The 14,095-nt window shown below is 66.5% G+C and carries 13 protein-coding genes; 8 read left to right on the top strand and 5 right to left on the bottom strand.

The window, feature by feature from the left end:
• Positions 1–2: 2 nt before the first annotated feature.
• Positions 3–1,052, bottom strand: a complete 1,050-nt coding sequence (gene bioB / locus AC5Y21_RS10560) for a biotin synthase BioB (RefSeq protein ID WP_499912019.1) — start codon at positions 1,050–1,052, stop codon at positions 3–5.
• Positions 1,053–1,188: 136 nt separating this feature from the next.
• Here bioB and AC5Y21_RS10565 point away from each other — a divergent pair, with 136 nt between their 5' ends.
• The 6 genes from AC5Y21_RS10565 to AC5Y21_RS10590 all read left to right on the top strand — a co-directional run bounded on the left by AC5Y21_RS10565 (position 1,189) and on the right by AC5Y21_RS10590 (position 8,714).
• A complete protein-coding gene (locus AC5Y21_RS10565) occupies positions 1,189–1,344 on the top strand; it encodes a hypothetical protein (protein WP_499912021.1) in 156 nt (51 codons plus the stop codon).
• Positions 1,345–1,542: 198 nt separating this feature from the next.
• Positions 1,543–3,270, top strand: a complete 1,728-nt coding sequence (locus AC5Y21_RS10570; RefSeq protein WP_499912075.1) for a hypothetical protein — start codon at positions 1,543–1,545, stop codon at positions 3,268–3,270.
• 4 nt (positions 3,271–3,274) lie between these two features.
• Positions 3,275–3,637 (top strand): hypothetical protein, encoded by a 363-nt coding sequence (locus AC5Y21_RS10575; RefSeq protein WP_499912023.1) that lies wholly within the window; start codon positions 3,275–3,277, stop codon positions 3,635–3,637.
• Positions 3,634–5,001: a hypothetical protein gene (locus AC5Y21_RS10580; protein WP_499912025.1), complete on the top strand. Its 1,368-nt coding sequence runs from the start codon at positions 3,634–3,636 to the stop codon at positions 4,999–5,001. The genes AC5Y21_RS10575 and AC5Y21_RS10580 overlap by 4 nt, the downstream gene beginning before the upstream one ends.
• A 141-nt stretch (positions 5,002–5,142) precedes the next feature.
• Positions 5,143–7,314, top strand: coding sequence for an adenylate/guanylate cyclase domain-containing protein (locus tag AC5Y21_RS10585; RefSeq protein ID WP_499912026.1), 2,172 nt, complete (start codon positions 5,143–5,145; stop codon positions 7,312–7,314).
• Positions 7,311–8,714 carry a mechanosensitive ion channel domain-containing protein gene (locus tag AC5Y21_RS10590; RefSeq protein WP_499912028.1) on the top strand — a complete coding sequence of 468 codons (1,404 nt, stop codon included), beginning with the start codon at positions 7,311–7,313 and terminating at the stop codon, positions 8,712–8,714. The genes AC5Y21_RS10585 and AC5Y21_RS10590 overlap by 4 nt, the downstream gene beginning before the upstream one ends.
• Before the next feature lie 27 nt (positions 8,715–8,741).
• Here AC5Y21_RS10590 and AC5Y21_RS10595 read toward each other — a convergent pair whose 3' ends face one another.
• The 4 genes from AC5Y21_RS10595 to AC5Y21_RS10610 are packed head-to-tail and all read right to left on the bottom strand — an operon-like array spanning position 8,742 to position 12,427.
• Complete coding sequence (locus AC5Y21_RS10595) at positions 8,742–9,251, bottom strand: 2'-5' RNA ligase family protein (protein WP_499912029.1); 510 nt, start codon at positions 9,249–9,251, stop codon at positions 8,742–8,744.
• Positions 9,251–9,931, bottom strand: a complete 681-nt coding sequence (gene bioD, locus AC5Y21_RS10600) for a dethiobiotin synthase (RefSeq protein WP_499912031.1) — start codon at positions 9,929–9,931, stop codon at positions 9,251–9,253. Before bioD ends, AC5Y21_RS10595 begins: the two co-directional genes overlap by 1 nt.
• The gene (locus tag AC5Y21_RS10605; RefSeq protein ID WP_499912032.1) at positions 9,928–11,097 is read right to left on the bottom strand and encodes an 8-amino-7-oxononanoate synthase; all 1,170 of its coding nucleotides are present in this window, start codon (positions 11,095–11,097) and stop codon (positions 9,928–9,930) included. Before AC5Y21_RS10605 ends, bioD begins: the two co-directional genes overlap by 4 nt.
• A gap of 4 nt (positions 11,098–11,101) precedes the next feature.
• Entirely contained in the window at positions 11,102–12,427 is a 1,326-nt protein-coding gene (locus tag AC5Y21_RS10610) for an adenosylmethionine--8-amino-7-oxononanoate transaminase (RefSeq protein WP_499912034.1), read from the bottom strand.
• Between the two features lie 82 nt (positions 12,428–12,509).
• Between AC5Y21_RS10610 and AC5Y21_RS10615 the strand changes: the two genes are divergently transcribed.
• Together AC5Y21_RS10615 and ripD are read left to right on the top strand one after the other, a co-directional pair.
• Entirely contained in the window at positions 12,510–12,920 is a 411-nt protein-coding gene (locus AC5Y21_RS10615) for a hypothetical protein (protein ID WP_499912035.1), read from the top strand.
• Between the two features lie 277 nt (positions 12,921–13,197).
• Complete coding sequence (ripD, locus tag AC5Y21_RS10620; RefSeq protein ID WP_499912037.1) at positions 13,198–14,007, top strand: NlpC/P60 family peptidoglycan-binding protein RipD; 810 nt, start codon at positions 13,198–13,200, stop codon at positions 14,005–14,007.
• The last annotated feature ends 88 nt before the right edge of the window (positions 14,008–14,095 follow it).

The raw sequence follows: 14,095 nt of genomic DNA on the forward strand, positions 1-14,095 counted from the left end.
TCTTACAAGCTGGCGTTGAGCGCCTTGATCGGCATTTGCAGATCGTCGAGCAGTTCCAGATCGGCCTCGGCGGGGCGACCCAGCGTGGTCAGGTAGTTCCCGACGATCACGGCGTTGATACCGCCCAGGATGCCCTGCTTGGCGCCGAGGTCACCGAGGGTGATCTCGCGGCCACCGGCGAAGCGCAGCATGGTGCGCGGCAACGCCAGCCGGAAGGCGGCAACCGACTTCAGAGCCTCACTGACCGGCATCACCTCGAGGTCGCCGAACGGGGTGCCGGGCCGCGGATTCAGGAAGTTCAACGGCACCTCGTCGGGACCGAGTTCCGCGAGATCTGCGGCGAATTCCGCGCGCTGCTCGAGCGTCTCCCCCATGCCGAGGATGCCGCCGCAGCACACCTCCATTCCGGCGTCGCGCACCATCGACAGCGTCTGCCAGCGCTCTTCCCAGGTGTGGGTGGTCACCACGTTGGTGAAGAAGGACCGGGCGGTCTCGAGGTTGTGGTTGTAGCGGTGCACGCCCATGTCCGCGAGTCGGTCCACCTGCTCGGCGCTCAGCATTCCCAACGAGCACGCAATGTTGATGTCGACTTCGTTGCGAATGGCCTCGATGCCCGCCGCGACCTGGGCCATCAACCGCTCGTCAGGTCCCCGCACCGCGGCCACGATGCAGAACTCGGTGGCGCCGGACTTGGCGGTCTGCTTGGCAGCCTCGACCAGGCTGGGGATGTTCAGCCAGGCGCTGCGCACCGGCGACTCGAAGAGCCCCGACTGGGAGCAGAAGTGGCAATCCTCCGGACAACCGCCGGTTTTCAGGCTGATGATGCCCTCGACCTCGACTTCGGGGCCACACCAGCGCATCCGCACCTCGTGGGCCAGCGCCAGCAGCTCCTCGAGCCGGTCGTCGGGCAGCTGCAGCACCTGTAGCACCTGGTCCTTGGTCAATCCCTCTCCGCGCTCCAGCACTTGCTCGCGGGCATTGGCCAAAATGGCGGTCACAATGTCCGAGTCGTGGCCGGCCTGTGCCGTCGGTCGAGTTGCCGCTTGCGTCACGTACTCCCCTGCCTCTTTGTTCGTGGCCGAGCCTTGCGAGCATGCAACCACACCTGCCCCATCGGACAGCGCTGAATAAAAGGTGTTCAAAGTAGGGTAACGGGCGCAGATCACGAGGCCGCCGGGGTATACCAGCATGGTGACCGACCCGCACGTGGCGTATCTGGCGCACCACATGCTGCTGCTGGCAGTACCGGCTTTTCTGCCGGCGGTGGTCGTTGTCGGGGTGGTCTTGTACGTCGCGTTGAAGGACCGGCGCAACGGCACGCCTTCGGACAAAAATCAGGATTGACGCAGGCTGGATCGGGGCATTCTCAGCGAGTCGCGAGCTTACTGCGAAGTAAGTTCCAGCGGCTAAGATCAACTTTCCCGGCGAGCGTGAGAGGCAGTAACCGTGGAGATAGGAATCGTTGCGGAGGCGCCGGCCCGAGGCGCGGGACTCAACCAGGTGATCGGGCTCTCGATTGCCGCGGTGGTGATAGCCGCGGTGATGCTGTGGGTGGGTCACGCGCATCGCAGCCGTCGGATCGATTGGCTGGGCCGATTCGCCGACTGGATGGGCGTCAAGTTCAAGCGCCCGTCGTGGGTGGCGCTCCCGGTGCTGGTGTACACCACGTCGATCATTTGCGCCCTGTTCGGGTTCATCTGGGACGTCAGCTGGCACATCGGTAACGGCCGCGACCCCGGCCCGCTGGCCAATCCGGCGCACTATTTCATCATCATCGGCCTGTTCGGGATCTTCGTCGGCGGAATGTTGGCGATCGTGTTGCCGTTCGACAAGCCCGGGCCGGCCGCCGTGCGCATCACCAGCAATTGGTATGCACCGGTCGGCGGCATCCTGATGGCGGGTTGCGGGCTCTACGCGATGATCGGTTTTCCGCTCGACGACATCTGGCACCGGATCTTCGGCCAAGACGTCACCCTATGGGGCCCAACGCATTTGATGATGATCGGCGGCGCCGGCTTCTCCCTGTTCGCGGTATTGATGCTGGAGCGCGAAGGCGAAGCGGCACAAGGCGAAAAGGTCGCATTCGGCACGTTCATCTCGTTCCTGCGCTACCTGTCATTCGGCGGAATGTTCATCGGCTTGTCGGTCTATCAGATCGAATACGACTTCGGCGTCGAACAATTCCGCCTGGTACTACAGCCGATGATGATCGCCGCGGCGGGCGCGGTGGCGGCGGTCGCCGCACGGATCACCATGGGCCGCGGCGCTGCGATCATCGCCGCCGTGTTTGCCATTGCACTGCGTGGTGTTGTCGCGCTCCTGGTCGGGCCTGTGCTGGGTGCTCCGATCAACTGGTTCCCGCTCTATCTGGGCCCCGCGGTGGTGGTCGAGTTGCTGGCGCTGACACCGCTGCTGCGGCGCCCGATCGCCTTCGGTGCGGTCGCCGGCCTGGGTGTGAGCACCATCGGGCTGTGGCTGGAGTCGCTCTGGATCAGCGCGGTGTACCACTACCCGTGGCCGGTCAGCATGTGGGCCGAGGCCCTGGCGATGGCGGTGCCGGTAGGGGTCTTGACCGGCGTCTGCGGGGCATTGTTCGGCATGGTGCTCACCGGCCAGCGCCTGCCCAACCGCCCGGTCGGCATCGCGGTTGTGGTTGCGACGGTGCTGGTGATCGGCGGTGCGGTGGCCAACGGGTTGCACATCGTGGTGCCGCGACAAGACACCGCCAAGATCACCTTGACGGACCTGCCCGGCAGCCCACCCGGCCAGCGCATGGTGTCGGTCGATCTGCAGCTCAACCCGACCAATATGGTCAGCGACCACCCCGAATGGGTGACCGTGCTGTCCTGGCAGGGACGAATGGAAAACGACCGGGGTCTGCTGATCGACCGGCTCCGGAAAGTCGACTCAGGGCACTATGTTTCCACCCAGCCGGTGCCCGTTTGGGGATCGTGGAAGACGCTGATGCGGATTCAAGACGGCTACACCATGACGGCTGTGCCGATCTTCGCACCAGAAGATGCCGCCATTCCCGCGCCCGAGGTGAAAGCGGAGTCGACGACCCGGCCGTTCGTCCAGGAGATCACCATCCTGCAGCGGGAACGCGACCAGAGTGCGCCGGCATGGTTGTTCACGGCCGGTTCGATCGTGGTGCTCATCTTCACGTTGATGGTCATCGCCGGGCTGACCTGGGGCGCGGGACGCCTCAACAACGCTGTCGGCGAGCCGGAGCCGGTCGAGGACAAGCAGCCGGTGCCGAAAGCGGCGTAACGCGATGCGATTTCGCAACACCCTCATCGCGACGTGGGTGACGGCCTTGGCTTGCGGCCTGGTTGGCTGCGGCGGTTCGCCGAGCCAACCCCCAGCAGCAGGCCTGGACGTCAACGTCACCATCGCGAACGGCCAGGTCACCCCGACCAACGCGGAACTGCAGGCCAAGGTGAACCAGCAGATCACGTTGAAAGTCACCAGCGACGCCGCTGACGAGCTGCACGTGCACTCGACCCCCGACCACAAGTTCCAGGTCGCGGCCGCACCGAATCAGACGTTTCAGTTCACCGTCGGCGTTCCGGGCCAGGTCGAGGTCGAACTGCACCACCTGAAGCGCACAATCGCCACCATTCAAGTGCGCCCGTGACCGGCGCCGGCGCCGCGGTGGTGCTGGCGCACGGTCTTGGCGGCTCCGGTGATCTTCCGGTCCCCTACGCCTACGCGATGGTCGGCGCCGCGTGGGCGTTGACGTTCACGTTCGCCTTGGTGGCGTTCGCCTGGCGGCGGCCACGGTTCGATCCGCTCAAGCCGGGGCGGCCGTTGCCGACGGCGGTCACCACGCTCGTCGATGCCCGCGCGACGCGGTGGGCGGCCGCAGGAGTCGCGCTGGTTTTCGCGGTGTGGGTGGTGGCGGCCGGGGTGCGGGGTCCGGAAACACAGTCGAACGCGCTGCTCGGGGCGTTCTACGTGCTGCTGTGGGTCGGGCTGGTGGCGGCTTCGTTGTGCTGCGGACCGGTGTGGCGAGTGATCTCGCCGATGCGCACCGTGTACCTGCTGCTTCGGCGCTTGGCGCCAGAGCGACTCGGGCAGTCACGGTGGTCCTATCCGGAAGCTTGGGGGTATCGGCCCGCCGCGGTCGGGCTGTTCGCGTTCGTCTGGATGGAGCTGGCCAGCCCGGACTCGGCGTCGCTGCCCTGGGTGCGGGCCTGGCTGCTGATTTATGCCGCGGCGATGCTGATCGGAGCCTGGCTGTGCGGGCAGCGTTGGCTGGCCCGGGCCGACCCGTTCGGTGTGTACAGCGTCGCGGTCTCGCGTCTGTGCCCGTTTCGGCGCAATCCGGCCACCGGAAGAATCGTCGTGGGGAACCCGCTCGACCACCTGCCGTCGCTGCCCGTGCGGCCGGGTGTGGTCGTGCTGCTGGCGGTGTTACTCGGGTCGACGGCGTTCGACAGCTTCTCGTCGTCACCCACTTGGCGAAACTTCGCCGACCGGCTGACGCGCGCAGCACATGGTGTGCCGGTGACGGTTTCGTCGTCCGTGCTCCGCACGGTCGGGCTGATTGTGTTCATTGCGGTTGTGGCAGTGACCTTTTCGCTGGCCGCCCGGGCCACCGGCGGGCTGGACCGCGAGCAGCGTCGCGCTTTGCCGGGCAAGATGGCCCACTCGTTGATCCCGATCGTGGTGGGCTATATTTTCGCGCACTATCTGACCTATCTGGTGGAGCGCGGACAGCAGGCCGTCTTCGCCATGGCCGACCCGTTCGGCCGGGGGTGGAACCTGCTGGGGCTGGCGCACCTGCACGTCGCCTACGTGTTGTCGGCGCATCCCCCGGTGCTCGCCGCGATCAAGGTGGGATGCGTGGTCACCGGGCACATCGTGGCGGTGATCGCGGCACACGACAAGGCACTGCGGCTGCTGCCGGATGGGCATCAGCTGACCGGTCAGCTCACCATGATGCTGGTCATGGTCGGCTACACGTTCACCGGTTTGTATTTGCTGTTCGGCGGGTAGGTGTGCGGGCGCACCCCCCGCTGTCGCGGGTTTCGGGCCGTGCACCAGCATGTATCTGAGGCTGACGAAGCTGGTTTCCAGCGGTTGCAAAAGCTGCAAAGGCTTTGTGGTCGCGCCGGTCCGCAACCGAGAGGAAGTCAATTGTCGACGCAGCGCCGGACCGAGCCGGTACCTCCGGACGAAGCGACCCCGGCCCCCAGGGGCAAGCGTCGCCCGCGTCCGCTGTCTCGGATCAGCATCCAGTCCAAGGTGATGATCATGCTGCTGGTGTCCAGCCTGATGTCACTGGGCGTGATCGGGGTGGTCGGGTACGTCTCCATTCGCCGTGCCCTGCTGCCTGCCGCTTCCGAACGGATGACGCAGTTGCGTGAGGCGCAGAAGCGCGCAATCGAGACGCTGTTCTCGGATCTGACGAATTCGCTGATCATCTATAGCCGCGGAACTACCGCCCTGGAGGCGGTTCAGGCGTTCACAGCCGGGTTCGACCAACTGGCGAACGCGACGATCGATCCCGGGCAGCAGCAGGCGCTGGTGAACTATTACAACGACAAGCTGATCAAGCCAGTCGAGCGGGACACCGGCACCAAGCTGGATCTGGACGCCGTACTGCCGAGCAACAATTCGCAGAAATACCTGCAGGCGCACTACACCGCGGCCGGGGCTTCGCCCGCATCCGACGACGCCGGCGACGGCAGCGCGTGGTCAGCGGCGAATGCCCGCTTCAACAACTACTTTCGCGAGATCGCGACCCGCTTCGAATACCGCGACGCGCTGCTACTCGACACGCGCGGCAACGTCGTTTACAGCGTGAACAAGAGCGCCGCCCTCGGTACCAATCTCCTCACCGGTCCGTACCGGCAATCCAACCTGCGCGGCGCCTACGAGAAAGCGATGGCCGCAAGTTCGGTGGATTTCGTGTGGATCACCGACTTTCAGCCCTATCAGCCCGCTCAAGGCATACCCATCGCGTGGTTGGTGGCACCGATCGGCGCACCCGGCGGAGCGTCGGGCGTCCTGGCCCTGCCCTTGCCGATCCTGAAAATCAACCGCATCATGACGACCGACAAGCATTGGGAAGCCGTCGGGATGGGCAAGACCGGCGAGACCTATCTCGCCGGCCCCGACAACCTGATGCGTTCTGATTCACGGCTATTCCTCGAAGATCCAAGGCGATTCAAGAGTGAGGCGATAGCGGCAGGCACTCGATCCGATACCGTCGACAAAGCCATCAAGTGGGGTGGCACGACGCTGGTCCAGCCCGTCGCGACGACGGCTGTCCGCGCCGCCGAACGCGGCGAGACCGGAACCGTCATCGACACCGATTATCTCGGTCGTCGGGAACTGGCGGCCTACGGTCCGCTGTCGGTGCCGAATTCCGACCTGCACTGGTCGATTGTGGCGGCCAGAGAAACCGCCGAAGCCAACGCCCGGATCGTGTCGGTCACCCAAACGCTGGTGTTGACCATTGCAGCAATGGTTTTCGTCATCTGCGTGGCTGCGCTGCTGGTCGCCCAGGTATTCGTGCGGCCCATCCGGCGGTTGCAGGCCGGCGCGGAGGAGATCAGCGCAGGGAACTACGATGTCGCGATTCCGGTGACATCGCGCGATGAAATCGGTGAACTCACCGACACTTTCAACGATATGAGCCGGAGTCTGCAGATGAAGGAAGTTCTGCTGACCCAACAACGAAAGGAAAACGACCGTCTCCTCGGGTCGTTGATGCCTGAGCCGGTTGCGCAGCGTTACCGCGAGGGTGAACAGACGATTGCGTCGGAACACCAGGACGTCACCGTCATCTTCGCCGACATCGTCGGCCTCGACGAGATCTCGAATGATTTGACCGGCCACGAACTGGTGGGCATCGTCGACGAACTGATCAAGGAAATCGATTCCGCCGCGGAAGCGCTTGGCGTCGAGCCGATTCGCACCTTGCACAACGGCTACCTCGCCAGTTGCGGGCTGAATTTCCCCCGCCTGGACAGCGTGCACCGGACCGTCGAATTCGCCGTCGAGATGCAGGACATCATCGAGCGCTTTAACAGCAAAACGGGCCATCATCTGGCGCTCCGAGCCGGTATCAACACGGGCAACGTCATCAGTGGACTGGTCGGACGCTCCAGCATCGTGTACGACATGTGGGGCGCAGCGGTCAACCTGGCCCACCAGATGCGCAGCAGCACAACACAATCGGGGGTTTACGTCACCGCACAGGTATACGACGCCATGCACGATATCCGGCAGTTCACACCAGCGGGCACCATTACCGTCGGCGGCACCGAACAGCAGATCTGGCGATTGACGGAGGACCAGTGAGCACCATGGACTCGTCATCGATTTACTGGGCAGCCGGTGTGGTGTTCGGCTTGCCGCTGCTGTTGATCGGCCTGACCGAGTGGCACCAGAGCCTGGTCCGCAAGAAGAGTTATCTGGCCCGGCCCGTTCTGTTGCTGCGCACTTATCTGGTCCCGTTGGGTGCGCTGCTGGTGCTGCTGGTGAATGTGGCGAGGGTGCCGGCACAGATCAGCTCGGTGCGCGTGCTGGCGACGGTGTTCGGCTTCGTGGTGCTGTTGCTGTTGCTGTCGGGGCTCAACGCAACCGTGTTCGAGGGTGCACCACAAGGGTCCTGGCGCCAGCGGATCCCGGGCATCTTCCTCGATGTGACCCGGTTCTTGCTGATCGGTGTGGGTCTGGCGGTCATCTTGTCGTATGTGTGGGGCGTGCGCGTCGGCGGCCTTTTCACGGCGCTGGGTGTGACGTCGGTGGTCATCGGTCTGATGCTGCAAAATTCCGTCGGGCAGATCGTGTCCGGCCTGTTCATGTTGTTCGAGCAGCCGTTCCGCATCGGCGACTGGCTGGACACCCCGGCGGCTCGGGGCCAGATCGTGGAGGCCAACTGGCGTTCCGTCCATATCCGGACCGGGCGCGGACTGCAGATCACCCCCAACTCGGTGCTCGCGACCACCTCGTTCACCAACCTCAGCCGTCCGCCCGGCGGCCACCAACTGGTGATAACAACCACGTTCGCCGAGGCCGACCCGCCGGACCGGGTGTGTGCGGTGCTGTCTCAGGTCGCCGACGCTTTGCCGCAGCGCAAAGCCGATGTTGCGGCCACGGCGGTGCCTACCGGTGGCGCCGAGTATCACGTCACCGTGGGGTTGAAGTCGCCCGCTGACGACGTCGCAGCGCAAGCTACTTTTCTGCGTTGGCTCTGGTACGCGGCTCGGCGCGAGGGTCTTCACCTCGATGGCGCCGACGACGACTTTTCGACGACTGAGCGCGTCGAGAAAGCGCTGCGGACCTTTGTGGCGCCGGTATTGCGGCTTACCCAAACGGATCAGCAGTCACTAGGATCGCACGCCAAACTTGTCCGCTACGGGGCGAACGAGATCGTCGAGCATGCCGGTCGGGTGCCCAGCAAGATGACTTTTCTGATCGCGGGGAGCGTGCGACTGACGGCCGTCGCTCAGGATGGGTCGGCCCTCGGACTGGGCACTATGGACGAGGGCTCATTCCTCGGGGTGACTGCGCTGACCCGGCAACCCAACCTGGCCGATGCGCGGGCCATATCGGAAGTGACAGCGCTGGAAATAGACCGCGAGCACCTCGTCCAGTTCGTCATGAGCAAGCCTTTGCTGCTGCAAGACCTGGGCCGCGCCATCGACGAGCAACGCGCCAGGATTCAACAAGCCACAATGGCCGAACAGGCAGTGTGACAAGGCATTCGATCGACCTCGCGGGGCTTAGCCGATCGGGTGCTCGGCGCGTTTGTTGCCCTCCCAGCGCCGCAAGCCGGCGAAGCGGCCGTCAATCTGCGCCGGCCGGCCCGCAATGCGCAGTGCCCGGCCCAGTTGCGGACCACCGACCCGGCGAGCCAGCGTGACGTGTGCGGTCCACTGACCCGGCAGGCTGTTGGACATCGGCGCCGGTGACAGATGCGGCAGACACAGCCGATGCACCTCGGCGTGCAGGGCCAGCAGCTCGCTGGTCGGCACCACCAGCCGGGCGAATACGACGTTGGCCCGGCCGAACAGCACCGATGCGCCTACCGCGGCCTTGAGCGGGAGCCGCGCGGCGACTGGAGACAGCAACTGGTCGACGGCGGGGTCGATGTGTTCGGCGACTGCCAGCGTCACATGCGGCCGGCTGGCCGGGGCCTGGCTGGGTATTCCGGCGCCGGCCAGCTCGTCCCAGATGCGGCGGATCGCGGCCTCGGTGTCGCGGTCGAAGACCAACTCGATCGAATGGACCATCAGCGCGCCAGCGCCGTCACCCAGTCGCGGTCGAACGCGGCCGCGCTCATCGTCGCGAAGTCGGCGGCGCTCATCGATCCCGCCCCGGCGGGTAGCGCCGCCCGCACGGGTGCCAGCCGGGCCAGCGCACCGAGATTCGAGGTCTCCACCAAGCCGGGCCGCCCCGGCCAGCTGCCGATCACCAGTCCGGCGCACGAAATCTGATGTGTGGCAAGCGCTTCCAAGGTGAGCGCGGTGTGGTTGAGGGTGCCGAGTTCCGCACTGACGGCCACCAGGGCCGCGGCGCCGAGGTCGGCGGCGAGATCACGCAACGTCACCCCGGCCTGGCCGAGCTGGACCAGCAGACCCCCGGCGCCTTCGACCAACGTCAGCCGTCCGGGCCGGTCCAGTCCACGGATGAGCTCCAACAGCTCGTCGCGGGTGGGCAGCGCCATCCCGGCCTGCTCGGCCGCGGCGTCCGGCGCCATCGGCTGCGGATATCGCGCCAGCCCTACGAGCTCGGTCACCCTGGACAGCCGGGCCACGTCGGCGAGGTCGTCGTCGCCGTCGGCAGTCCCGGTCTGCACCGGCTTGCACACCGCCACGTCGATTCCGGCCTGGCACGCGTAAGACGCCAACGCCGCGGTGACGACGGTCTTGCCGACGCCCGTGCCGGTCCCGGTGATGACCAGGACAGTCAACGGCGTGAATCGGGTGGACCCCGAAGAACATCAGTCAGCACCCGCTCAGCAACTGCAAGCTCGGTGGCGTCGAGGGACGCACGCGCCGAAAGCCGCAGCCGCGAAGTCCCGGCCGGCACGGTGGGGGGCCGGAAGCACCCCACCCGCACGCCGGCGTCCAGGCAGGCGGTGGCGGCGGCCAGCGCCACGTCCGGATCACCGAGGATTACCGACACCACCGCCGACTCAGGCCCAGGAGTCACATCGCAGATCCCGGCCAGGATGCGGGCATGTCGCAGCACCGCCTCCGGTCGCCACGGCTCGGCCCGCAAAACCCGCAGCGCGGCCTGCGCGGCGCCCACCGCCGCCGGGGCCAGCCCGGTGTCGAAGATGAACGGGCGGGCGGCATCGATCAGGTGATCTCGAACCGCATGCGGCCCGAGCACCACGCCGCCCTGACTGCCCAGCGCCTTGGACAGCGTCGTAGTCATCACCAGATCGGGTGCGCCCGCCAGCCCGAGCTCGTGCACCAGCCCGCGGCCGTTGCCGCGCACACCCAGACCGTGCGCCTCGTCGACAATGAGCAGTGCGCGATGGCGTCGGCACACGTCGTGCAGTTCACGGACCGGGGCCAGCGCGCCGTCGGCGCTGAATACCGAGTCGGTGATGACGACGGCTCGCTCCTCGTGGCGCGATTCCAGGGCCGCGTTCACGGCGTCCACGTCGCAGTGCGGCGTGACCACCACTCGAGCGCGCGACAGCCGGCAGGCATCCACCAGGGAAGCGTGCGAATAGGCGTCGGACACCAGCAGCGAGCCGGGTCCCGAGAGTCCGACGACGGCCCCGAGGTTGGCCGTGTAGCCGGAGGAGAACAGCAGGCCCGCCGGGGCGTCCATGTAGTCGGCGAGTTCGGACTCGAACTGCTGGTGCAGTTCGGTGTCGCCGGTGACCAGGCGTGAACCGGTGGCACCGGCGCCCCAGGTGCGCAGCGCCCGGACCCCACCTTCGATGACGTCGGGATGCTGCGACAGGCCGAGGTAGTCGTTGGACGCCAGATCAAGCTCGGTGGCGACGGCGGGACGGGGCCGCAGCGCACGACGCAGTCCGGCCGCGCGGCGCTGCTCCTCCACCTCCTCCAGCCAGGCCAGCGGTGACAGCTCGATCGGCGTCTGCCGGCTGGCGTTCATGGGCTTAAAGCCTACGAGAGCCGATCAGCCCGGCGACCTCGACCATCGCAGAGGTGATCTGCGCGATCTCGCCGGGCGGGCAGATGTAGGGCGGCATTGCGTAGATCAGGTTGCGGAACGGGCGCAGCCACACGCCGCGGTCAAGTGCCGCCGGGGTGGCGACGGCCAGGTCGACGGGCCGGTCGCATTCGATGACGCCGATGGCGCCACACACCCGGACATCGGTCACTGCGGGCAGCCCCCGACCGGCTTCCAGGCCGGCCGACAAGCCGGCGGCGATCTCTGCCACCCGCGACCGCCAGTCCTGGGCGAGCAGCACCTCGACGCTTGCCACCGACACCGCACACGCCAGCGGATTGGCCATGAAGGTGGGCCCGTGCATCAGCGCGCCGGCCTCACCCGCGCTGATGGTGTGCGCGATGCCGGTCGTGCACAAGGTCGCCGCCAAGCTGAGGTATCCGCCGGTCAGCGCCTTGCCGACGCACATGATGTCTGGGCTCACGCCGGCATGGTCGGCGGCGAACAGTTCGCCGGTGCGGCCGAAGCCCGTCGCGATCTCGTCGAAGATCAGCAACACGTCATGACGCCCGCAGATCTCTCGTAGGTCCCGCAGATAGTCCGGGTCGTGAAAGCGCATCCCGCCGGCGCCCTGTACGACCGGCTCGACGACCACCGCCGCCAGCTCATCCGCGTGACGAGCCAGTTGCGCCTCGAACGCCGCGCTGTAGCCGGGGTCGTAGTCGCGGGGTACCTGCGGGGCGAAAACCTGGGCGGCCAGCACGGCATTTTCCCCGGACCACAGTTCGTGCATGCCGCCGTCGGGATCGCAGATGCTCATCGGCGTGAAGGTGTCGCCGTGGTAGCCGCCCCGCCAGGTCATCAGGCGATGCTTGGCGGGCCGCCCCCGGCTGCGCCAGTACTGCAGCGCCATCTTCACCGCCACCTCGACCGATACCGATCCGGAGTCGCTGAAGAAGACCGTCTGCAGCCCCGCCGGGGTGATGTCGACCAGCAGTTGCGCCAGCCGGGCCGCCGGCTCGTGGGTGAGCCCGCCGAACATGACGTGGTTCATGACGCCGAGCTGGTGGGTCAGCGCCGCGTCCAACACCGGGTGGCCGTGCCCGTGGATCGCCGTCCACCAGGAGCTCATCGCGTCGAGCACCTCTATCGGCTTGCCGTCGCGAATCAGGGTCAGCCACGCGCCGCGGGCGGCCACCGCGACGGCGGGCGGTATGACTTCAGCGCCGATGGTGCTGTAGGGATGCCACAGATGGGCCTCGTCGATCGCGCTGACCTGCTCGGGTGTCAGCCCGGGAGTCATCGCAGACATAGAGACCGAGGGTAGGCGGCTGGCTGGGCCGATCTTCGCCGCGGGTCGCAGAAACCCCCGAGATCGGGAAGCATCTAGCGGCATGGCTTCGCCGCAACCGCCGCACGACGCCGGCGACTCCGACGGCCGGGACCCGCAGACCCTCCGGCTGCGGATCGCCGTCTGGGACGTGGTCGGCACCTGCGCACTGTTGACGCTGCTCGTCGTCATGGCGACCACGACGAGCTTGCCCTCGCGACTGTTCGGCTTCGCCGCCGACGCGTGCCCGGACGGCAGTTGCGGACTGGTCCCCTTCGGCGCCGATCAATACATCTACCCGGTGATGTGGGGCGGTATCGGTGCGGCCGTTGCGGCGGCTGCGATCGGCCCGATCGTTTCCCTGCTGCGGGGCTGGTACATGTTCTTCTGGCCCATCATGGCGGCCGCCATCCTCATGCTCAGCTCTCTGGCCGGCTACGCTCTGACAACTTTCAGCGAACGATATTGGCACTGACGCCGCTGCGACGGCGCCGCCGCATACCCTCATCTGAGAGTCACATCACAGCTGGACAGCCAGCATTCGGCTGGGCAGTCACCGTGCGATCTCATTCCGACAAATAATCCTCCGCGGATCTGGCGGTTGGTCTTTTCTGTTGCAAAAGTGTCTGTAGTGACTGGTGTGAATAGAGGTGGGCCACGGGAGCCCCGCCATCGCGCGAGTCATGGAACGACAGCCGACGCGCGTAGTCATCGCGCCGAGGCATAAAACCCCAAGAGAGGGTGAAATCAGAATGAAACGCATCTACGCCTTCGCCATCGGTCTGGTGATGTCGGTTGCCCCTGTGGCGGTCACACCCAGTCTCGCGGCTGCGGACCCGGGCGCCCGGCCGATGGACTACCAACAGGCCACCGACGTGGTGGTTGCCCGCGGTCTTTCGCAGCGCGGTGTGCCCTTCTCCTGGGCCGGCGGCGGCGTCAACGGCCCCTCCCGCGGCACCGGTACCGGCGCCATGACGGTCGGATTCGACGCCTCGGGCCTGATGCAATACGCCTACGCCGGCGCCGGAATCAAGTTGCCGCGGTCGTCCGGCCAGATGTATCGGGTCGGCCAAAAGGTGCTGCCGCAGCAGGCACGCAAAGGCGACCTGCTGTTCTACGGTCCCGAAGGCACGCAGAGCGTCGCGATGTACCTCGGCAACGGGCAGATGCTCGAGGTGGGCGACAGGGTCCAGGTGTCGCCGGTCCGCACCAGCAACATGACGCCCTACCTGGTCCGAATCCTCGGAGCCCAGCCGACTCCAGCGCAGCAGGCGCCGGTTCAGCAATCTCCGGTTCAGCAGGCACCGGGTCAGCAATCTCCGGTTCAGCAGGCACCGGGTCAGCAGGCCCCAGTCCAGCAGGCACCGGGTCAGCAGGCCCCATTGCAGCAGGCACCCCTGCAGCAGGTGCCGGGACAGCCGGCGCCGGTACAGCAGGCGCCGGGTCAAGTGGCGCCCACCCCGCAGGCGCCATTGCAGCTGGCCCCGGCGCAGCCGGCAGTACCGGCGCAGCCGGCAGCACCGGCACAGTTACAGCCGGCCATCGTCCCGGCCACCCGGTAATCGTCGGAACCTTCCACTCGCCCGCCACCTGTTTCCACACGACTCGCTGCTCAGCGAGAGAACCAGTGGCGGGGTTTGGGTAAATTGG

It is taken from the genome of Mycobacterium sp. NGS41 (genome assembly GCF_059812725.1).

What these genes read in the sequence shown, in the direction of transcription:
- AC5Y21_RS10565 (WP_499912021.1), top strand. Translation starts at nt 1,189, where the DNA reads ATGGTGACCGACCCGCACGTGGCGTATCTGGCGCACCACATGCTGCTG.
- AC5Y21_RS10570 (WP_499912075.1), top strand. Translation starts at nt 1,543, where the DNA reads ATGCTGTGGGTGGGTCACGCGCATCGCAGCCGTCGGATCGATTGGCTG.
- AC5Y21_RS10575 (WP_499912023.1), top strand. Translation starts at nt 3,275, where the DNA reads ATGCGATTTCGCAACACCCTCATCGCGACGTGGGTGACGGCCTTGGCT.
- AC5Y21_RS10595 (WP_499912029.1), bottom strand. Translation starts at nt 9,251, where the DNA reads ATGGTCCATTCGATCGAGTTGGTCTTCGACCGCGACACCGAGGCCGCG.
- AC5Y21_RS10605 (WP_499912032.1), bottom strand. Translation starts at nt 11,097, where the DNA reads ATGAACGCCAGCCGGCAGACGCCGATCGAGCTGTCACCGCTGGCCTGG.
- AC5Y21_RS10610 (WP_499912034.1), bottom strand. Translation starts at nt 12,427, where the DNA reads ATGTCTGCGATGACTCCCGGGCTGACACCCGAGCAGGTCAGCGCGATC.
- AC5Y21_RS10615 (WP_499912035.1), top strand. Translation starts at nt 12,510, where the DNA reads ATGGCTTCGCCGCAACCGCCGCACGACGCCGGCGACTCCGACGGCCGG.
- ripD (WP_499912037.1), top strand. Translation starts at nt 13,198, where the DNA reads ATGAAACGCATCTACGCCTTCGCCATCGGTCTGGTGATGTCGGTTGCC.